18 protein-coding genes and 1 pseudogene are annotated in these 20,364 nt (G+C 63.2%); 5 read left to right on the forward strand and 14 right to left on the reverse strand.

Annotation, left to right across the window (positions count from 1 at the left end):
* Positions 1-57: 57 nt before the first annotated feature.
* Positions 58-1,359 (reverse strand): IS4 family transposase, encoded by a 1,302-nt coding sequence (locus E6B08_RS24705; RefSeq protein ID WP_136917345.1) that lies wholly within the window; start codon positions 1,357-1,359, stop codon positions 58-60.
* 251 nt (positions 1,360-1,610) lie between these two features.
* Here E6B08_RS24705 and E6B08_RS24710 point away from each other — a divergent pair, with 251 nt between their 5' ends.
* Positions 1,611-2,789, forward strand: coding sequence for an integrase core domain-containing protein (locus E6B08_RS24710; RefSeq protein ID WP_136913586.1), 1,179 nt, complete (start codon positions 1,611-1,613; stop codon positions 2,787-2,789).
* An 811-nt stretch (positions 2,790-3,600) separates the two neighbouring features.
* Here the strand turns inward: E6B08_RS24710 and E6B08_RS24715 are convergent.
* From E6B08_RS24715 to xerD, 6 genes and pseudogenes are all read right to left on the reverse strand, one after another.
* Positions 3,601-3,882 carry a DUF3509 domain-containing protein gene (locus E6B08_RS24715; protein WP_136916362.1) on the reverse strand — a complete coding sequence of 94 codons (282 nt, stop codon included), beginning with the start codon at positions 3,880-3,882 and terminating at the stop codon, positions 3,601-3,603.
* Between the two features lie 79 nt (positions 3,883-3,961).
* Positions 3,962-4,368, reverse strand: a pseudogene (locus E6B08_RS24720) (histidine kinase).
* 134 nt (positions 4,369-4,502) lie between these two features.
* The gene (gene thrC / locus E6B08_RS24725) at positions 4,503-5,912 is read right to left on the reverse strand and encodes a threonine synthase (RefSeq protein ID WP_136916364.1); all 1,410 of its coding nucleotides are present in this window, start codon (positions 5,910-5,912) and stop codon (positions 4,503-4,505) included.
* Positions 5,913-5,970: 58 nt separating this feature from the next.
* Positions 5,971-7,275: a homoserine dehydrogenase gene (locus tag E6B08_RS24730; RefSeq protein ID WP_133326154.1), complete on the reverse strand. Its 1,305-nt coding sequence runs from the start codon at positions 7,273-7,275 to the stop codon at positions 5,971-5,973.
* Positions 7,276-7,357: 82 nt separating this feature from the next.
* Positions 7,358-8,119 carry a DsbC family protein gene (locus E6B08_RS24735; RefSeq protein WP_136916365.1) on the reverse strand — a complete coding sequence of 254 codons (762 nt, stop codon included), beginning with the start codon at positions 8,117-8,119 and terminating at the stop codon, positions 7,358-7,360.
* Positions 8,120-8,273: 154 nt separating this feature from the next.
* A complete protein-coding gene (gene xerD, locus E6B08_RS24740; RefSeq protein WP_136916366.1) occupies positions 8,274-9,170 on the reverse strand; it encodes a site-specific tyrosine recombinase XerD in 897 nt (298 codons plus the stop codon).
* Positions 9,171-9,238: 68 nt separating this feature from the next.
* On the opposite strand from xerD, the gene E6B08_RS24745 reads away from it, so the two are divergent.
* On the forward strand, positions 9,239-11,059 hold the full coding sequence (locus tag E6B08_RS24745; protein WP_136916367.1) for a cation:proton antiporter: 1,821 nt from the start codon (positions 9,239-9,241) through the stop codon (positions 11,057-11,059).
* A gap of 3 nt (positions 11,060-11,062) precedes the next feature.
* Here the strand turns inward: E6B08_RS24745 and E6B08_RS24750 are convergent, their stop codons facing one another.
* The 6 genes from E6B08_RS24750 to ffh form a co-directional block, all read right to left on the reverse strand.
* Complete coding sequence (locus E6B08_RS24750) at positions 11,063-11,470, reverse strand: acyl-CoA thioesterase (protein WP_136916368.1); 408 nt, start codon at positions 11,468-11,470, stop codon at positions 11,063-11,065.
* Between the two features lie 95 nt (positions 11,471-11,565).
* Entirely contained in the window at positions 11,566-11,916 is a 351-nt protein-coding gene (gene rplS / locus E6B08_RS24755) for a 50S ribosomal protein L19 (protein WP_008094487.1), read from the reverse strand.
* Between the two features lie 42 nt (positions 11,917-11,958).
* Positions 11,959-12,711 (reverse strand): tRNA (guanosine(37)-N1)-methyltransferase TrmD, encoded by a 753-nt coding sequence (trmD, locus tag E6B08_RS24760; protein ID WP_003252146.1) that lies wholly within the window; start codon positions 12,709-12,711, stop codon positions 11,959-11,961.
* A gap of 3 nt (positions 12,712-12,714) precedes the next feature.
* Positions 12,715-13,251, reverse strand: a complete 537-nt coding sequence (gene rimM, locus E6B08_RS24765; RefSeq protein WP_136916369.1) for a ribosome maturation factor RimM — start codon at positions 13,249-13,251, stop codon at positions 12,715-12,717.
* Positions 13,252-13,256: 5 nt separating this feature from the next.
* The gene (gene rpsP / locus E6B08_RS24770) at positions 13,257-13,508 is read right to left on the reverse strand and encodes a 30S ribosomal protein S16 (protein WP_003259424.1); all 252 of its coding nucleotides are present in this window, start codon (positions 13,506-13,508) and stop codon (positions 13,257-13,259) included.
* 232 nt (positions 13,509-13,740) lie between these two features.
* Positions 13,741-15,117, reverse strand: coding sequence for a signal recognition particle protein (gene ffh, locus E6B08_RS24775; RefSeq protein ID WP_136916370.1), 1,377 nt, complete (start codon positions 15,115-15,117; stop codon positions 13,741-13,743).
* 295 nt (positions 15,118-15,412) lie between these two features.
* On the opposite strand from ffh, the gene E6B08_RS24780 reads away from it, so the two are divergent.
* From E6B08_RS24780 to E6B08_RS24790, 3 genes are all read left to right on the forward strand, one after another.
* Positions 15,413-16,222: a cytochrome C assembly family protein gene (locus tag E6B08_RS24780; RefSeq protein ID WP_136916371.1), complete on the forward strand. Its 810-nt coding sequence runs from the start codon at positions 15,413-15,415 to the stop codon at positions 16,220-16,222.
* 6 nt (positions 16,223-16,228) lie between these two features.
* Entirely contained in the window at positions 16,229-17,431 is a 1,203-nt protein-coding gene (locus E6B08_RS24785) for a transporter associated domain-containing protein (protein WP_136916372.1), read from the forward strand.
* A 262-nt stretch (positions 17,432-17,693) separates the two neighbouring features.
* Complete coding sequence (locus tag E6B08_RS24790; protein ID WP_136916373.1) at positions 17,694-18,995, forward strand: MFS transporter; 1,302 nt, start codon at positions 17,694-17,696, stop codon at positions 18,993-18,995.
* 135 nt (positions 18,996-19,130) lie between these two features.
* Here E6B08_RS24790 and purT read toward each other — a convergent pair whose 3' ends face one another.
* Positions 19,131-20,312, reverse strand: a complete 1,182-nt coding sequence (gene purT, locus E6B08_RS24800; protein WP_136916375.1) for a formate-dependent phosphoribosylglycinamide formyltransferase — start codon at positions 20,310-20,312, stop codon at positions 19,131-19,133.
* Positions 20,313-20,364: the final 52 nt, after the last annotated feature.

Raw genomic sequence — 20,364 nt, forward strand, 5'->3', positions numbered from 1 at the left:
TTGATCCGAGGGGTGTAGCGGCGCTACCGGCCCCTTCCGCCTTTACGGCCATCCCTTTCAAGGTCTTTTGGTTTTGGCGGCCTTAATGACCCGATCGGTTGAAACGTGTGCATGCACTGCCGTGCCTTGGACCCAGGCTTTGGGCTTGGGCACCTTGGGACCTCGGGGGCTTTTAGCTACTTGCTTGGGCTGGATGTTTCTGGCCAGTTCAAGTAGCCGCCGGGCCAGGTCTTCCATAGAGACAACCGGCATGTACTCGGTTGGCAAGGCAATCTGCATGCCTTCGTAACCTCCTCTGATCTGCACCGCCAAGTGATAGATCGAAGCTTCCCAATTCTCGGGCAAGGCATCGCGGTGAGCCTGTTCAACACTTCGCTTGAGCAAGGCCAGAACGTTGTATGCCAGCACGGCAGTGGTGAATCCAAGCAAGGCCGCTCGCGGACTGCCGAGGGTTTCGATTTCACTTTCCAGAATCGCTTCCAGTCGCTGGAACATCCCCTCAATGCTCCAGCGACGCCGATAGAAATCTGCGATCTGTTGTGCACTGATGCTCTCGGGCAGGTTGCTCCAGAACATCAAGCTTTTGTCACCTGAGTCATTTGGTGAATGAAGTGTCAGTTCCACACGCCGCCAGCGGTGCCCGCCTTTTACTTCGATGGATTGTTCGCGCACTGTGCCTGTCGCTACGGGCATTGGCGCCTGCCACTCACTCTCCTGGATCAAGCGTGGATGCTTGGCCTGCTGGCGAATGACAAACGATGTGTTCACCTGCTCGCATGCCTCCATTACAGGCAGCGTGCAGTAGAGCCGGTCAGCAATCCAAACCTGATTGGCCTTTGCTTCAGCCAGCAACGGCAAAACACAAACTCGTTCGCTTGTGTAGGCGTCCTCGCACGGCTGGAGGTCAATTACCTGATCCAGATCGGGGTCGTAAACCACCACCGAGAACCCGGGGCGAGCCGCCCCGCGCTCTTGGCGCAACGCGCCAAGACGCTTTTCGGTAGAGGCCAAGTGGCTTCCATCGACCACTCGAACTTGCCAGCCAGGAAGCATGGCTGAACAGCCCAATTCATGGATTGTGGGCGCCAAGCGCCGCGCGCAGCCTGTCACCAGAGCACGCAACAGGGCAGGTTCGGTTCGACTGATCTTGTCGTACAGGGCTGCCAAGCTGACGGGAAGGTCGTCCAGTTGTCTGGCCGCAGCATGCAGCGATGGCTTCAAACCCAATGAAACAAGCGACATCAACTTGACGATGGTCGAGAACAGCAGCTCGCGAGAATACTGCCGTTGCCGGTGCTCCTCGAAAACCTGATCGATCCACTCCGGCGCAATGGCCTGCTCCAAGGCAAGTTTGGCCATTACGCTGGCGGGTGCTTTTTTCTCGAATCGCGCTAGTACATCAGCCCACATCTCGGATCTTCCTGACTGGATTTCAGTGGATTCTACCGAAGACCTTGAAAGGGATGGCCTTTACGGCGGGTCCCTTTTTTCTTGGAAAAAGGGACGCAAAACCGCTTGCTGGTATGACTCACCCACATGGGTTACAAATCAGTTCACGCACATAGGTAACAGTTTTTAACTGGCAGGGTCGGTTTTTCGAGGATCTGACCATGCCTTGGCGAGAGCTGAAACCTATGGACATGAAAACGCTTTTCATCGCGGATTACCTGCAGGGTCCGCCTAGCTTCAGCGCCCTCTGCGAGGCCTACGAGATCAGTCGAAAGACCGGATACAAATGGGTCGAGCGGTACGAGAAAGAGGGCCCGGCGGGCCTGGAGGAGCGCAGTCGTCGCCGGCTGACACAAGACTGGGTTGTACCCGTCGCCGTTCGCGAGGCCATCATCGAGCTGCGTGGTCAAGGCCAGACGGAGCCTGGACCCAAGAAGATCCAGGCAGCATTGCAGGCGCGTTTTCCCGACCAGGCGCCTCCCTCCAAGACCACGATCTACAACATCCTCAAGAAGGCCGAGCTGATCAAACCGCGACGCCTGCGTCAGCGTGTAGCGGTCTATCCCAAGCCATTGGAGAAAGCGGAGTCGCCCAATCAGCTATTCACTGCGGACTACAAAGGCCAGTTTCTGACAGGAGCAGGGGTCTGGTGCTATCCGTTGACGATCATGGATCACGCCAGTCGCTTCTTGCTTGCGTGCCACAGCATGGCCAACACGAACTTCCTGGAGACACAGGCTGTGTTCGCTGAGGTCTTTCGCGAAAACGGGCTACCTGAACGTATCCGAACCGATAACGGCGTGCCGTTTGCGAGTAAAGGACGCGCAGGCCTCTCCCAGCTGTCCATTTGGTGGCTGCGCCTGGGCATCATTCCTGAACGTATTGCGCCTGGCAGGCCGGAGCAAAATGGTCGGCACGAGCGTATGCACCGGACACTCAAAAGTACGCTTCCATCCCCGCCTGCAGTGGCTTGGGAGGCTCAACAGCGGCACTTCGACCGCTTTCGGCAACACTACAATTACGAGCGATTGCACGAAGCGCTGAAGCAGAAAACGCCGGCGTCCTGTTATCAGCCTTCGCCACGCCCGTTTCCGGAGCAACTACCCGAAATGACTTACCCCAGTCATATCGAGAGCCTGCAAGCTGATTGTAGTGGCATCGTCAACCGCCGGGGTTTGAGGATCTATGTAGGTTATGTGCTCAAGCACCAGACCATTGGGCTGGAGCGGGTCGGGGATGGGGTGTGGGATGTTATTTTCGGCCCAATCATTCTCGGCAGGGTCGATGAGCGAGAAGCCGATGATGGTTATGTAAGACTTCAGGTGTTGTCACCTATGTGAACGAACTTTTGTGTAACCCATGAGGGTGACCCGTACACTCCTGCATCCGGCCCTCCGCTGCGCTACGGGTCCCCTCGCTACGGCGCCTTCCGGGCCCGCGCGGCCTACGACTTGCTCCGCAAGTCTACATCTCGCGCCTTCGGCTACGCCGAAGGGTGCTGCGCACCTGGCCCTACAGGCGCCTACGCTCGGCCTCCTGACGTCGCGAAGTTAGCGGCGGCGCCTGCACTGGCGTTATCTTCGAAGGACAGATCGCGCTGGCCGCTCCAACACGAAGCGATAGGTAAACAGCGAGAGCGCAGCGATTCGCCTGCCGTTGCTCTGGCTTTTGATCTTGCTGTTGATCTTGCTGTTGATCTTGATCTACCCGCGACCTCAGGAGGCCGAGCGTAGGCGGCTGGAGGGCCAGGTGCGCAGCACCCTCCGGCGTAGCCGGAGGCGCGAGATGTAGACTTGCGGAGCAAGTCGTAGGCCGCGCGGGCCCGCAAGCCGCCGAAGCGAGGGAACCCCGAAGCGCAGCGTAGGGGCCGTATGTGGGAGCAAGCGGTTTTGCGCTCCTTTGTCCAAGAACAAAGGAGCCCGCCGTAAAGGCGGAAGGGGCCAGTAGCGCCGCTACACACAATGGATCGTTCCCAATCTCAATGCCAAACCAGCCAGCCCCCCGACAATCCGTGAAGAGCCAAAAAGAAACCCCGGGCGCTGGGGAAACACGCCCGGGGTCAACCGAAAGCCTGCATGGGCTTCCCAAAGCCCCCTACCGACGCCGGAGCTGTGCGCTGGCAGGTGGCTTCTACTGATTCTGAGGATGCACTCAGGCAAAGGTTCCCTGAGGTTGCTGACACTGACGCATTGCCGCGATCACGCAAGGCTGCAAACGCCCATCGGCAATTTGCAGGTCACGGTGCAAGCCATCGACCAGGTCGACCAGCAGGCGCTGTTCCTGCAACTGACGCAGGCTGACGGTGCGCCGCAATGTGGTGCCGCCAAGGCTATCGAATACGGTCAGCTGGCGATTACCGCCGGCGTCCACGGGGCCAAGCTGGGTCTGATAAGGGCTCAGGGCTTCGTTGAGCAGTCTGCAGATTCTTTCCATCCGGATCACTCGCTGCGTGGTGGGCTATATAGGCACTGACCAGCAAGCGCAGCGGAAAGTTCGTCAGGCTGCGCCTGTTTCAGTGAGCATGCGGGCCGACATGACAGTTCGAATACGCTCCAGCGCCTGCTGCCAACGCCGCATCGGCAGTGGCCAGGACAGCTCTGCCAATACCTTGAAACCACGCTCGCGAGCCGCCCCCGCCAGGGACATGGCGCTCTCGTCGGCTGGGCTGCCGACGAACAGCAGAGCCGGCGTCTGCCCACTTTCGGCAAGCCGCTCGAACAATGCCAGGGCACCGGCAGGGGCCATGTCCGGATCGAGGATCAGCAGATCGGCGACACGCTCTCGCACCAAACAAGCCTGAAGATCGGCGAGGTCGCGCGTGACGCGCACGTCGAAGATGCCCAGGGCATTGCAGGCCTGGTGCAGGAGGATCTGGTGCGAAGGACGGGCTTGATGAAGCAACACGTAGGGCCTGAGCATGAGCCGCTCCCGGTAGGAAGGATCGACGTCACACTAAGCGAGGCGGCCAGGGCCTTGAATCGGAAAATTCTGAAAGTGCTGCGCGGCCGACAACGGAGCCGGCGCATTGCGCGCCGGCCCCGTGACCAAGAGGCTTACAACGGCTTGCCGCGGTTGCCGTGCTGGCTGACGAAGGCCTGGACGGCCTTGAGGTCGTTGGCCAGGACAGTGCAACGTTCCTCGCGGCTGAACAGGTCGCTCATGTGCACAGGCAGCTCCAGCGCCTTGCCGACACCGGCCTTCTCCACCGCTTCGGGGAACTTGACCGGATGCGCGGTACCCAGTACTACCATCGGCGTGTCCAGGCTGCGGCGGCACTCGCGGGCGGCCTTGACGCCGATCGCGGTGTGCGGGTCGAGCACTTCGCCGGTGCTGGCAAAGACTTCGGCGATGGTCTCGCAGGTCTGCTCGTCGCTGACGGCCAGGGAATCGAACAGCTTGCGTGCTTCGGTCCAACGGTCCTGCTCAACGCTGAAGCCGCCACCTTGCTTGAAGGTCGCCATCAGTTCGGCCAGTGCGGCGCCATTGCGGCCGTGCAGGTCGAACAGCAGGCGCTCGAAGTTGGACGAGACCATGATGTCCATCGACGGCGACAGGGTCGCGTGCAGGGTTTCCTTGACGTACTGGTTGCCGCTCATGAAGCGGTGGAGGATGTCGTTGCGATTGGTCGCGACCACCAGCTGGCTGATCGGCAGGCCCATGTTGCGCGCCAGGTAGCCGGCGAAGATGTCGCCGAAGTTGCCGGTCGGCACCGAGAACGCCACCGAGCGGGCCGGGCCACCGAGCTGCAGCGCAGCATGGAAGTAGTAGACGATCTGGGCCATGATCCGCGCCCAGTTGATCGAGTTCACGGCCACCAGGCGGGTGCCCTTGAGGAATGACTGGTCGGCGAAGCTGGCCTTGACCATTTCCTGGCAGTCGTCGAAGTTGCCTTCGATGGCGATGTTGTGGATGTTGTCGCCGAAGATGGTGGTCATCTGGCGGCGCTGCACTTCCGACACGCGCTGGTGCGGGTGCAGGATGAAGATGTCGACGTTGTCGCAACGGCGGCAACCTTCGATGGCCGCCGAGCCGGTATCACCACTGGTGGCGCCGATGATCACCACACGCTCGTTGCGCTTGGCCAGCACGTGGTCGAGCAGGCGGCCGAGCAGTTGCAGGGCGAAGTCCTTGAACGCCAGGGTCGGGCCGTGGAACAGCTCCATGACCCATTCGTTGCCGTTGAGCTGGCGCAGCGGCGCCACGGCGGCATGGGCGAACTCGCCGTAGGTCTCCTCGAGGATCTTCTTGAAGTCGGCGTCGGCGATGCTGCCTTCGACGAATGGGCGCATCACGCGGAACGCCAGCTCGTGATAGGGCAGGCCGGCCCAGGAAGCGATTTCTTCCTGGGTGAAGCGTGGCAGGTTTTCAGGCACGTACAGGCCGCCATCGCTGGCGAGGCCGGCCAGCAGGACGTCTTCGAAATTCAGGGCCGGAGCCTGGCCGCGGGTACTGATATAGCGCATGGGTGCAAACCTTCGATGCTGAGGCCGGGCCGCGCTGGCGGCCCGACGGCACGATTCGTTAATTGAGCTGTTCGACGCGAATGCGCACGACCTTGCCGACCACGTCCTGCAGGGCTTCCAGGGCGACGATGGCGTCGTCGATGCCCTGCTCGACCACGCGGTGGGTCAGCAGGATCATCGGCACCAGGCCGTCCTGTTCCTCGGCTTCCTTCTGCATGATCGACTCGATGTTGATGCCACGTTCGGACAGGATGCTCGCCACCTGGGCCAGCACGCCGGGATGGTCCTTGGCCTGGATACGCAGGTAGTAGGCGCTTTCGCAGGCCTCGATCGGCAGGATCGGATGCGCCGACAGCGAATCGGGCTGGAAGGCCAGGTGCGGCACGCGGTTTTCCGGGTCGGAGGTCATGGCACGCACCACGTCGACCAGGTCGGCCACCACCGACGACGCGGTCGGCTCCATGCCGGCACCGGCACCGTAGTACAGGGTGGAACCTGCGGCATCGCCATTGACCATCACGGCGTTCATCACGCCGTTGACGTTGGCGATCAGGCGATCGCTCGGGATCAGGGTCGGGTGCACGCGCAGCTCGATACCCTCGGCGGTGCGACGCGCCACGCCCAGGTGCTTGATGCGGTAGCCCAGCGCTTCGGCGTAGTTCACGTCAGCGGTAGTCAGCTGGGTGATGCCTTCGGTGTAGGCTTTTTCGAACTGCAGCGGAATACCGAAGGCGATCGACGCCAGGATGGTCAGCTTGTGCGCAGCATCGATACCTTCGACGTCGAAGGTCGGATCGGCTTCGGCATACCCCAGCGCCTGGGCTTCGGCCAGCACATCGGGGAAGGCACGGCCTTTTTCGCGCATCTCGGTCAGGATGAAGTTGCCAGTGCCGTTGATGATGCCGGCCAGCCAGTTGATGCGGTTGGCCGAGAGGCCCTCGCGGATCGCCTTGATCACCGGGATGCCACCGGCCACGGCGGCCTCGAAGGCGACGATGACGCCCTTCTCGCGGGCCTTGGCGAAGATCTCGTTGCCGTGGACGGCGATCAGCGCCTTGTTGGCGGTGACCACGTGCTTGCCGTTTTCGATGGCCTTGAGCACCAGGTCGCGGGCGATGGTGTAGCCACCGATCAGCTCGATGACGATGTCGATTTCCGGGTTGCTCGCGACTTCGAACACATCAGCGGTAATGGGGGTACCGGTAATCTGGCAGTTCGGGTTCTGCGAGCGCATGGCAATCTGTGCCACTTCAATACCGCGCCCGGCACGGCGGGCAATCTCCTCGGCGTTGCGCTGAAGTACATTGAAGGTTCCGCCACCGACGGTCCCCAACCCACAGATGCCTACTTTGACCGGTTTCACTGTGAACTCCCCATTGTACGGCCGGCGCCTTCGCCGACCGTGAAACATGCCGTCACCCCATGACGACGGCGTACTGAATTGATTACTTGGCGGCTTGCGCCTGGCCAGCCAGGGCCAGCTTGGCCACTTGCGGCGCCGGCTGGTAGCCCGGAATCACCTGGCCGCTTTCGAGGACGATCGCCGGCGTGCCGTTGACGCCGATCGACTGGCCCAGCTGGAACTGTTTATCGACCGGGTTGGCGCACTTGGCGGCCTTGATTTCCTTGCCGTCGATCATCTTGTCCAGCGCCGCGCGGCGGTCGCTGGAGCACCACACCGCCTGCAACTGCTCGTCACCCGGCGAGCCGAGGCCCTGGCGCGGGAAGGCGACGTAGCGCACTTCGATACCGCGGCGGTTGAGCTCGGGCACTTCGGCGTGCAGCTTGTGGCAGTAGGGGCAGGTGGTGTCGGTGAAGACGGTGATGTGCGACTTGGTTTCACCCTTGGCAGGATAAACCACCATCTCGGCCGCTGGAATGCCGTTGATGAGCTTGGCGATGCCTTGGCGTTCGGTTTTTTCGGTGAGGTTGACCGGCTTGCCGTCCTGGATCTGGAACAGGTAGCCCTGCATCACGAACTGGCCGTCGGCGCTGGCGTACAGCACGCGACCACCCTGCAGCTTGACTTCGTACAGGCCACTGACCGGGCTGCTGCCGACGCTTTCCACCGGGACTTCGAGCTCGAGGTTTTGCAACGACTTGCGAATCGCCTGCTCCGCGCCACTGTTGGCGTCGGTAGCCGCGGCAACGGCAAAGGTACTGGCCAGCGCCATGGCGGCGGCGGCGAAAAACTGGGTCACGCGCATGGGGAACTCCTGAGGGCGGACAGGGGCCGGAGGGTGTCGCCGGCTAACGAACCGTGGCGACCGTGCGGCCCTTGGTGCAAACCGCCCAAGCCTACCACATCGGGCCGGGGTTGAAGGGGCTTGCAGGTACCGGTCGGCGGAACATGAAAATGATTCATCCACGCGGATGGTGCTGAGCGTGGAGTTGCTGCAGGCGCGCCTTGGCCACATGGGTATAGATCTGCGTCGTCGACAGGTCGCTGTGACCCAGCAGCATCTGCACCACACGCAGGTCGGCGCCATGGTTGAGCAGGTGGGTGGCGAAAGCATGACGCAACGTGTGCGGCGACAGCGGCTTGTCGATGCCGGCGACCCGGGCCTGGTGCTTGATGCGGTGCCAGAAGGTCTGCCGGGTCATCTGCTCGCCGCGCTGGCTGGGGAACAGCACATCGCTGGGGCGACCATTGAGCAACTCTGCCCGGCCGTCACGCAGGTAGCGCTCGACCCAGGTCACCGCCTCCTCGCCCATCGGCACCAGGCGCTCCTTGCTGCCCTTGCCCATCACCCGCAGCACGCCCTGGCGCAAGTTGACCTGGTCCAGGGTCAGGCTGACCAGCTCGGTCACGCGCAGGCCGCAGGCGTACAGCACTTCGAGCATGGCGCGGTCGCGCTGGCCGATGGCCTCGGCCAGGTCCGGGGCCTGCAGCAGCGCCTCGACATCGGCTTCGGACAGGGACTTGGGCAACGGGCGCCCCAGTTGCGGCATGTCCACCAGCAGGGTCGGGTCGACTCCGATCAGCTTTTCACGCAGCAAGTAACGAAAAAAGCCACGCAAGCCGGAGATGAAACGTGCGGTCGAGCGCGGTTTATAGCCTTGGTCGACGCGCCAGGCCAGGTGGTCGAGGATCAGTTCGCGCCCAGCGTCGGGCAGCGCCACGGCATGCTCCTGCAACCAGCCGTTGAACAACGCGAGGTCGCTGCGGTAGGAGGCCCGGGTGTTGTCGGAGAGGCCCTTTTCAAGCCACTGGGCGTCGAGGAACTGGTCGATGAGGGGGTGGTCGAGGGCGGGCATGGAAACTCGGTGGCAAACATCGGATTGGCGCTTAGTCTTTCATAACATCATCGGCATAGGGAGCCCATATGAGCGAACAGCAGATTCTCCTGAGCGTAGGCGGCATCGGCGCCGCCGCCCTCGTCTGCCAGTGGCTGGCCTGGCGCCTGAAGCTACCGGCGATCCTGTTCCTGCTGCTGGCGGGTATCGTCGCCGGCCCGGCCCTGGGCTGGCTCGACCCGCAAGCACTGTTCGGCCCGCTGCTGATGCCCCTGGTATCGCTTGCAGTGGCGCTGATCCTGTTCGAAGGCAGCCTGACCCTGCACCTGTCGCAGTGGCGTGAAATCGGCAGCGTGGTGCACCGCATGGTCACCCTCGGGGCGCTGGTCACCTGGGTGGTGATCGCCCTGGCCACCCGCTGGCTGCTGGGCTTCGACTGGCCCCTGGCGATACTCTTCGGCACCCTGACCCTGGTCACCGGCCCTACGGTGATCGTGCCGATGCTGCGTGTGGTAAGGCCCAAGGCGACCATCGCCAACATCCTGCGTTGGGAAGGCATCATGATCGACCCGATCGGCGCACTGCTCGCCGTGGTGGTCTACAGCTTCATCATCGCCAGCGGCGACGGCCTGAGCCAGAGCCTGGGCACGTTCGCCGGCGTCATCGTCGCCGGCTGCGCCCTCGGCGCGGCGGGTGGCTGGCTGCTCGGGCAGATCATGCGCGAGCAATGGCTGCCCGAATACCTGCACAACCTGGCCTCGCTGGCAGCGGTGCTGGGGATCTTCATCGCGGCCAACCAGATCGTCCACGAATCCGGCCTGCTGGCGGTCACGATCATGGGCATGTGGCTGGCCAACATGCCGGGCGTCGACGTTCGGCAGATCCTGCACTTCAAGGAAAACCTCAGCGTATTGCTGATTTCCGGGCTGTTCATCCTGCTGGCCGCGCGCCTCGACCTGCATGCCATGTTCGAACTGGGCCCCGCCGTACTGGCGCTGCTGCTGGTCATCCAGCTGCTGGCCAGGCCGCTCAATGTCGTGCTGTCGACCCTGGGTTCGTCGTTGAACTGGCGTGAACGTGCGCTACTGGCCTGGATCGCTCCACGGGGCATCGTGGCTGCGGCAGTGTCGGCGATCTTCGCCATCCGCCTGCATGAGGCCGGCCATGAAGATGCGCTGTTGCTGGTGCCCCTGACCTTCGCCGTGATCATCGGCACCGTGGTCCTGCAAAGCGCCACGGCCCGGCCCTTGGCGCGCTTGCTGAAGGTGGCGGAGCCTGCGCCGAGCGGCTTTCTGATCGTCGGTGCCAACGGGCCGGCGCGCACCCTCGGCAAAGCCTTGCAGCAGCTGGGCTGCCGCGTTCTGCTGACCGATTCGAGCTGGGAGAACATCCGTGCGGCGCGCATGGAAGGATTGCCGACGTACTTTGGCAACCCCGCTTCGCAGCATGCCGACGCCCACCTCGACCTGGTCGGCTTGGGGCACTTGCTGGGCCTGTCGCCGGCCGGTGAAATCAATGCCCTGGCCTGCGCGCGATTTCGCCATGATTTCGGCCCGGGGCGGCTGTTCGTGCTGGCCAGCGGCCTGGAGAAAAAGCGCAGCGACAAGCACCGGGCCAGCCAGGAACACCGCGGCCACCTGCTGGGCAGCCAACCGATGACCTACCAACAACTGGCCAATCACCTGCATCAGGGCGCCGAGCTGTACAGCACCACCTTGACCGACGGGTTCGACTGGGAGGCCTACCAGGCACTGCATGGCCAGCGGGCACACTTGCTGTTCGCCCGCGACAGCCATGGCTGGGTGCATGTATCGACCCCTGACGCGCCACTGCGTCCTCAGCCCGGCTGGACCTTGGTGGCGCTGATCGAGCCGGCGCCGGCCGACGCTACCGGCAGTACCGGGCGATGAGGGTCAGGCCTCGGGCAACACCGGCACCGGGCGCTTGTCCTCGTCGATGGCGACGAAGCTGAACACACCATGGATCGCCCGCTCGCAGCCATCGAGGTACATGTTCTCGACGAACACGTCCACCTGGACCTGCAGGCTGGTATTGCCGACCTTGATCACCGTGCCCACCAGCTCGACGATCGAGCCCGCCGGGATTGGGTGCTTGAAGTCGATCCGGTCGGTGGACACGGTCACCAGCGGCAGGCGGCAGAAGCGCGTGGCGGCGATGAACGAGACTTCGTCCATCCAGGCCAGGGCGGTGCCGCCGAACAAGGTGTTGTGGTGGTTGGTGGTGTTGGGGAACACCGCCTTGGTCACGCGGGTCACCGAAAGTTCGGTGCGGCGCTGGATTTCCTGGTCTCGGGTAGTCATGACACTCACATCTACAAGGATTTCAAAACGCAAAAAAGCAGCCCGAAGGCTGCTTTTTTCTCGCTAGGCGGCCTTGGCCACCGGGCAAACTGTACTCAGGACAGTTTTTCCTTGATGCGAGCGGCTTTGCCGGACAGGTCGCGCAGGTAGTACAGCTTGGCTTTACGCACGTCACCACGACGTTTCACGGCCAGGCTGTCGATCTGCGGGCTGTAGGTCTGGAAGGTACGCTCTACGCCAACGCCGCTGGAGATCTTGCGCACGGTGAAGGCGCTGTTCAGACCGCGGTTACGCTTGGCGATAACGACGCCTTCGAACGCCTGCAGACGGGAACGCTCACCTTCCTTCACTTTAACCTGGACGACGATGGTGTCGCCTGGTGCGAAGGTCGGGATTTCCTTGCTCATCTGCTCGGCTTCGAGCTGCTGGATGATCTTGTTGGTCATGCTGTGCTCCTAAGATGGATACGTGATCCACCATCGATACGTTTAACTATCGTCCCGCTCGCGGAGATATTCCTCGAGCAGCTTCTTCTCTTCTCCAGAAAGTGAGCGACTTTCCAGAAGATCGGCGCGTCGTTCGAAGGTCCTACCAAGGGACTGCTTCATCCTCCAACGCCGGATGTGTGCATGGTTGCCACTTAGCAACACGTCGGGAACACGCTGATCCGCATACACCTCGGGTCGGGTGTAGTGCGGGCAATCGAGCAGACCGTCGGTGAAGGAATCTTCCTCCGCCGAGTCCACATGCCCTAAAGCTCCGGGCAGCAGCCGCGTAACCGCATCGATCAGTACCATGGCCGGCAGCTCGCCACCGGATAGCACATAGTCGCCAATCGACCACTCCTCATCGACATGAGCCTCGATAAAGCGCTCGTCGATGCCTTCATAACGACCGGCGATCAGGATCAACGATTCCTGCTCGGCCAGGCCTTTGACCGCTTGCTGAGTCAGCTTGCGGCCTTGCGGGGAGAGGTAGATCACCTTCGCCGCAGCTCCGGTCGCTTGCCTGGCGCTAACCAGTGCATCTTCCAGAGGCTTGATTTTCATCACCATGCCCGGACCACCGCCAAACGGCCGATCATCCACGGTATGGTGGCGATCTGTGGTGTAGTCCCGCGGGTTCCAGCAAGTCACTTGAAGCAACCCCTGTTTCACCGCGCGGCTGGTAATGCCGTACTCCGTGATGGCCGAGAACATCTCGGGGAACAACGTGATGACGTCTACGCGAAGGTTACCCATCGATTAGAAGTCCGCGTCCCACTCAACCCGCATCACGCCTGCTTCCAGGTCGACTGCCAGCACGCATTGCTCCGTATAGGGCAACAGACGCTCGCGATCATCCAGGCTGCCTGCGCAGGGCTTGACCACCATTACATCGTTCGCGCCGGTCTCCAACAGGTGATCGACCCTGCCGAACAGCTGTTCGTCCTGGTTGATGACCTTCAGACCCACCAACTGGTACCAGTAGTACTCGTCAGCGGCCAGGTTGGGCAAAAGGCTCCGCGGGATGCAGATTTCGTAACCGCTCAGAAGACGGGCTTCATCGCGATCGTCGAGGCCTTTCAGTTTAACGACCAGGCCCTTTTGGGAACCACGACCGTTGACCAGCTCTACCTGCTTTACCGTGCCTTCGTGCCGAAGCGTCCAGCGTGGATAATCCAACAGGTTTTCAATCGGATCGGTAAAGGAATACACCTTCACCTCGCCGCGAACGCCGTGAACCGAAAAAATCTTGCCAACGACGATGAGGTCGTCAGCCTTTTCTGGCGTCGCGTTCATATTGCTCAGGCGGCAGCCTTGGCAGCGTCCTTCAGCAGCTGAGCAACACGCTCAGACGGCTGCGCGCCCTGGCTCAGCCAGTAGTTGACGCGTTCCTGGTTGACCGACAGCTTGACTTCGGCGCCAGCAGCGATCGGGTTGAAGAAACCTACGCGCTCAACGAAACGGCCGTCACGGGCGTTACGCGAGTTGGTCACGGTCAGGTGGTAGAAAGGGCGCTTTTTCGAGCCGCCACGGGCCAGACGAATGGTTACCATGTGAACATCGTTCCTATAGTCGGTGCTGCAAAACTGAATGCCAAATAGGCACACGCGTGCCCAAAAGGCCGCATATTCTCGGGGAATACACGGACATTTGCAAATGACTTTTTCGCCGGGGCCAGGCCCTGGCGTTCAGCTCTGCCGGTTGCGCCGCGCAAACACGCGGCCGTTAACCCGCCGAAGCGGGGTTCCGGGCGCCCGCCGGCAAAGGCCGGCGCCCTGAAATGGGTCACATCTTCGGCATGCCGCCGCCAGGCATCATACCGCCCAGGCCGCGCATCATCTTGGCCATGCCGCCTTTGGCAGAAAACTTCTTCATCATCTTCTGCATTTGCTTGTGCTGCTTGATCAAACGGCCGATATCCTGCACCTGGGTACCGGAACCGAGGGCGATCCGGCGCTTGCGCGAGCCGCTGATCAGGTCAGGGTCGCGGCGCTCGGCCGGGGTCATCGAGTTGATGATCGCTTCCATCTGCTTGAACTGCTTCTCGGCCGCGCCCTGGGCGTTGCCCATCTGCGACAGGTTGACCCCACCGATGCTTGGCAGCTTGTCCATCAGGCCGCCCAGGCCGCCCATGTTCTTCATTTGCTGCAGTTGGTCGCGGAAGTCTTCGAGGTCGAAGCCCTTGCCCTTCTTGAGCTTCTTGGCCAGCTTGTCGGCCTTGGCCTTGTCGATGGTCTGCTCGGCCTGCTCGATCAGGCTGAGGACGTCGCCCATGCCGAGGATGCGCGATGCGACGCGGTCGGGGTGGAACGGCTCGAGCGCCTCGGTCTTCTCGCCCATGCCGATGAACTTGATCGGCTTGCCGGTGATGGCACGCACCGACAGCGCGGCACCGCCACGGGCGTCACCGTCGACCTTGGTCAGCACCACGCCGGTCAGCGGCAGGGCTTCGCCGAAGGCCTTGGCGGTGTTGGCGGCGTCCTGGCCGGTCATGGCATCGACCACGAACAGGGTCTCGATCGGCTTGACCGCGGCATGCAGCGCCTTGATCTCGTCCATCATGTCGGCATCGATGTGCAGGCGGCCGGCGGTGTCGACGATGACCACGTCGATGAACTTGAGCTTGGCCTCGCGGATGGCCGCTTCGGCGATGGCTACCGGCTTCTGGCTGATGTCGGACGGGAAGAAGGTCACGCCGATGTCGTTGGCCAGGGTTTCCAGCTGCTTGATCGCCGCCGGGCGGTAGACGTCGGCCGAGACCACCATCACGCTCTTCTTCTTGCGCTCCTTGAGGAAGCGCGCCAGCTTGCCGGCGGTGGTGGTCTTACCGGCGCCCTGCAAGCCGGCCATCAGCACCACGGCGGGTGGCGCGGCATTGAGCGCGAGGTCTTCGTTGGCCGCGCCCATCAGGCTTTCGAGCTCGGCCTGGACGATCTTCACGAACGCCTGGCCCGGGGTCAGGCTGCGCGACACCTCGGTGCCGACCGCACGTTCCTTGACGCTGTTGACAAAATCCTTGACCACCGGCAGCGCGACGTCGGCCTCGAGCAGGGCCATGCGCACTTCGCGCAAGGTGTCCTTGATGTTGTCTTCGGTCAGCTTGGCCTTGCCGGTGACATGGCGCAGCGTCTGTGACAGGCGGTCGGTCAGGTTTTCGAACATGGTGATCCTTTCAGGCCCAGAAAAGCCGGGAGTTGTCAGGTGCCCTGGTGGTCACGCGCAGGCGCGGGGCACAGCAAGGCGGCGATTATAGCGAAGAGCGGCGGCGGCGGACACCTTGTGCTGATGGCTCTGGATAGTCGGTGGCCGCATCGCCGGCAAGCCGGCTCCTACAGGGTCCACGGCGACTCACATCCTGTAGGAGCCGGCTTGCCGGCGATAGGGGCCTTCCTGGTCTTCCTTGGCAGCGGCGATCTATGCCAAACTCCGTCCCTTTAAGGCTCGCCTTCCAGGACTTATGGTCTCCTCACCCAGCCTCATCCCCAATCTGATCGCCGCCGGCCTTTATATAGCCGCGGCCATCTACCAGGGCTCCTACCTGGCCAAGGGCCGCAAAGCCGACAAACGGCTGCTCGTCCTGCTCGGCGCCCTCGCCGTGGTCGCCCAGGGCGGTGCCCTGTTCTTCCAGTTGATCACCCCGCTGGGCCTGAGCCTGGACTTCTTCAGCGCCGCCAGCCTGATCGCCGTGGCGGTCATCACCCTGACCCTGCTGGCCTGCCTGCGCATACCGGTGGAAAACCTCCTCGTGCTGCTGTTCCCGCTCGGCGCCGTCACGGCGCTGCTGGCCCAGTTCGCCCCACCCGGCACCGTTCCGCTGATCAACGAAGAGCCCGGCATTCTCGCCCACATCCTGCTGTCGATCCTCGCCTACGGACTATTCACCATTGCCGTGTTCCAGTCGCTGCTCCTGCTGCTGCAGGACCACCAGCTGAAGAACAAGCACCCGTCAGGCCTGATCCGCAACTTCCCGCCCCTGCAAACCATGGAAAGCCTGCTGTTCGGCTTCCTCTGGGCCGGCTGGTGCCTGCTGTCGCTGTCACTGATCTCCGGCTGGCTGTTCCTCGAGAACCTGTTCGCCCAGCACCTGGTGCACAAGACCCTGCTGGCCTGCGTCGCCTGGGTGGTGTTCAGCGTGCTGCTGTGGGGCCGCACGCGCCTTGGCTGGCGCGGGCACAAGGCGATCCGCTGGACCCTGGCCGGTTTCTGCCTGCTGATGCTGGCCTATTTCGGCAGCAAGCTGGTCCGCGAATTCATCCTGCATATCTGATAGCCCATGGACACGCTGCCGTACGCACCGCTTCTCGGCATCCTCGCACTGGCCCTGCTCTGGTCGGCCTTGTTCACTGCCGTGGACGCCGCGCGCCAGCAGCTCAATGGCCACCAACGCAACGGCAACGGCGCCCCGACCAAAGTGCCGGCCCAGGCCCTGGTACTGTGCGCTTGCCTGGGCAAGCTACTGGTGCTCGGTCTGGCCTGCCTGGCCGGCCAGCGTCACTATGGCGACCAGGGTTTCTGGCTGGCTGGGCTGAGCGCCAGCCTGGTCCTGCTGGTGTTCGCCGAGTTCCTACCCCGACGCCTGGCACGGCGCAGCCCCCAGGCATTCGTCAGCCTGGGCGCCAGCCTGAAATGGCCGCTGGCGCTGCTGCAGCCGCTGGCCTGCCTGCTCGACGGCCTGGCCAAGCTGATTCTGCGTCCGTTCCGCGTACAGCCCACGGCCGTGGCGCTGCATCCGCAGCAGGAAGAGCATTTCGCTGACGAAGACGACGAGCAAGCCGCCCACCACGGCCTGCTCGATGGCCTGCAATCGCTGGACAAGATCACCGTCAATGACATCCTGGTGCCTCGCAACGAGGTGGACGGCGTCAACCTGGACGACCCGATCGAGCAGATCATCGAACAGCTGATCGTCAGCCGCCATACCCGCTTGCCGGTCTTTCACAGCGATATCAACCAGGTCGAGGCGATCCTCAACACCAAACTGATCAGTCACCTGCTCCCCAAGGCCGAACTGACCTTCGAAGCCCTGCAAGGCGCCTGCTACGATCCATACTTCGTGCCGGAAAGCACACCGCTGCAAATGCAGTTGCTGAACTTCCACAAGCAGCAGCGCCGCCTCGGCGTGGTGGTCGACGAGTATGGCGAGGTACTGGGCATCGTGACCCTGGAGGACATCCTCGAGGAGATCGTCGGCGAGTTCGAGGACGAACAGAGCCTGGACAACCCCCACGTCCACCCCCAGTCCGACGGCACCTTCGTCATCGACGGCGCAGCATCGCTACGCGAGATCAACCGCACCCTGGGCTGGCACCTGCCCTGCGACGGCGGCCCGAAAACCCTCAACGGCCTGGTCACCGAAGCACTGGAAAGCATTCCGGAAAGCGCCGTCTGCCTGAAAATAGGCCGCTATCGCCTGGAAATTCTCGAAACCGAGGACAATTGCGCCAGCAAGGTACTGGTGTGGACCGTGACCCGATAGCTATACTTCGGTCACGCTTACCCAGCCCCGCCGTCCCGCCTGCTACCCGCACCCGGCGCCCCACGGCCAGTCCGCTCCACTGACACGCCCCGTGGTCCTGCTTCAACACCCCGAACAGTACCCGCACCCGCCCCTATCCCCCTCGGGCTCTCGTCAGTAGGCGCGCAAAAGAACAATACGCTCCGGCGTCCGCGACCCCGTGCCTGCCTGGCCGATGCGGATCATGCCCAGGAGCTGCACCAGACTGTTAGGGACCTATTAGATGACAACCAGCACCACCTACGCCCAAGCGCCTGCCGCGCCGGCCAACTCCCCTGCCCGGGTGGCCACTGCCAGCTTCATCGGCACCGCCATCGAGTTCTATGACTTCTACGTGTATGCCACGGCGGCTGCGCTGGTGATCGGCCCGGTGTTCTTCCCCTCCGGGTCGGGCACCGCGCAGATGCTGGCGGCCTTCATCACCTTTGGCATCGCCTTCCTCGCCCGCCCGCTGGGCTCGGCGCTGTTCGGCCACTTTGGCGACCGCATCGGGCGCAAATCCACCTTGGTCGCCTCGCTGCTGCTGATGGGCGTGTCGACCACCCTGATTGGCGTGCTGCCGGGCTACGACAGCATCGGCATGTGGGCGCCTGCGCTGCTCTGCCTGCTGCGCTTCGGCCAGGGCCTGGGCCTGGGGGGCGAATGGGGTGGCGCGGCATTGCTGGCCACCGAGAACGCGCCGGAAGGCAAGCGCGCCTGGTTCGGCATGTTCCCGCAGTTGGGCCCTTCGATCGGCTTTCTGGCCGCCAACGGCCTGTTCCTGACCCTGGCTCTGGTTCTGAGCGACGAGCAGTTCCGCGACTGGGGCTGGCGCATTCCGTTCCTGCTCAGCGCCGCGCTGGTGATGGTGGGCCTGTACGTGCGCCTGAAACTGGAGGAAAGCCCGGTATTCGCCAAGGCAGTGGCTCGCCACGAGCGGGTGAAGATGCCGGTGGTCGACCTGTTCGCCAAATACTGGCTGCCGACCCTGCTGGGCGCAGCGGCAATGGTGGTGTGCTACGCGCTGTTCTACATCTCCACGGTGTTCTCGCTGAGCTATGGCGTATCGACCCTGGGCTACACCCGCGAATCGTTCCTCGGCATGCTGTGCTTCGCCGTGGTCTTCATGGCCTTGGCCACGCCGCTGTCGGCCTGGCTCAGCGACCGCTACGGGCGCAAGCCGGTGCTGATCGTCGGCGCCCTGCTGGCAGTGGCCTCGGGCTTCACCATGGAACCGTTGCTGACCTCGGGCTCGACCGCAGGCGTGACCCTGTTCCTGAGCATCGAGTTGTTCCTGATGGGGGTGACCTTCGCGCCAATGGGTGCCTTGCTGCCTGAACTGTTCCCGACCCACGTGCGCTACACCGGCGCGTCGGCGGCGTACAACCTGGGCGGTATCGTTGGCGCCTCGGCGGCACCGTTCTTCGCTCAGAAGCTGGTAAGCATGGGTGGGTTGAGCTGGGTGGGCGGCTATGTGTCGGCTGCGGCGGTGATCAGCCTGATTGCCGTGCTGTGCCTGAAGGAAACCCGTAATACCGAGCTTTAAGTGATTGGGGCTGCTTTGCAGCCCATTCGCGGGACAAGCCCGCTCCCACAGGTACAGCGCTGGGCTTGAGGGCGGTAGTTATCCTGTGGGAGCGGGCTTGTCCCGCGAATGGGCCGCAGCGCGGCCCCTCTTGCATCAGAACTCGACCTTGACCGCCTGCGAAGCCCGGGTCGCCTTGGCCCGCGCGGCTTCGATCGACTCGTCACGCGCCAGGCATACGCCCATGCGGCGGGTGCCGTTGATTTCCGGCTTGCCGAACAGGCGAATCGCGGTGTCCGGCTCGCTCAGGGCGGCGCCGAGGTTGGCGAAGCTGGTCTGCTGCGACTGCCCCTCGGGCAGGATCACCGCCGAAGCCGAAGGCCCGAACTGGCGCACCACCGGGATCGGCAGGCCGAGGATGGCGCGGGCATGCAGGGCGAACTGCGACAGGTCCTGGGAAATCAGGGTCACCAAGCCGGTGTCATGCGGACGCGGCGAGACTTCGCTGAACCAGACCTGGTCGCCCTTGACGAACAACTCCACGCCGAACAGGCCACGGCCGCCCAGTGCGTCGGTCACCGCCTTGGCCACCCGCTGCGATTCGGCCAGCGCCTTCGGGCTCATGGCCTGAGGCTGCCAGGACTCCTGGTAGTCGCCCTTCTCCTGACGATGGCCAACCGGCTCGAGGAAGGTGGTGCCACCGACATGACGCACGGTCAGCAAGGTGATCTCGTAATCGAAATCGATGAAGCCTTCGATGATCACCCGGCCCTTGCCGGCACGGCCGCCCTCCTGGGCGTAGTCCCAGGCTTGCTGCAGGTCGGCGTCGCTGCGCAGCAGGCTCTGGCCCTTGCCGGAGGAGCTCATCACCGGCTTGACCACGCATGGGTAACCCAGGTCGGCGACGGCCTTGGCATAGTCCTCGAAGGTGTCGGCGAAGTGGTAGGGCGAGGTCGGCAGGTCCAGCTCTTCGGCGGCCAGGCGACGGATGCCTTCGCGGTTCATGGTCAATTGAGTGGCGCGGGCGGTCGGCACCACGGTGAAACCTTCGCTCTCCAGCTCGACCAGGGTGGCGGTGGCGATGGCTTCGATCTCGGGCACGATGTAATGCGGCTTCTCGGCCTCGATGACCGCCCGCAGGGCAACGCCATCGAGCATGTTGACCACGTGGCTGCGGTGCGCGACTTGCATCGCCGGGGCATTGGCGTAGCGGTCCACGGCGATCACTTCGACGCCCAGGCGCTGCAGCTCGATCACCACTTCCTTGCCCAGCTCGCCGCAGCCGCAGAGCAGTACACGGGTCGCGGTGGGCGACAATGGGGTTCCGATACGGGTCATTTCAGGTCCTCGAAGGCGTCCGGGGCCGCATCAGGCGAAGGCGCGACCCACT

The sequence above is a fragment of the Pseudomonas putida genome (assembly GCF_005080685.1).
GTDB lineage: Bacteria > Pseudomonadota > Gammaproteobacteria > Pseudomonadales > Pseudomonadaceae > Aquipseudomonas > Aquipseudomonas putida_V.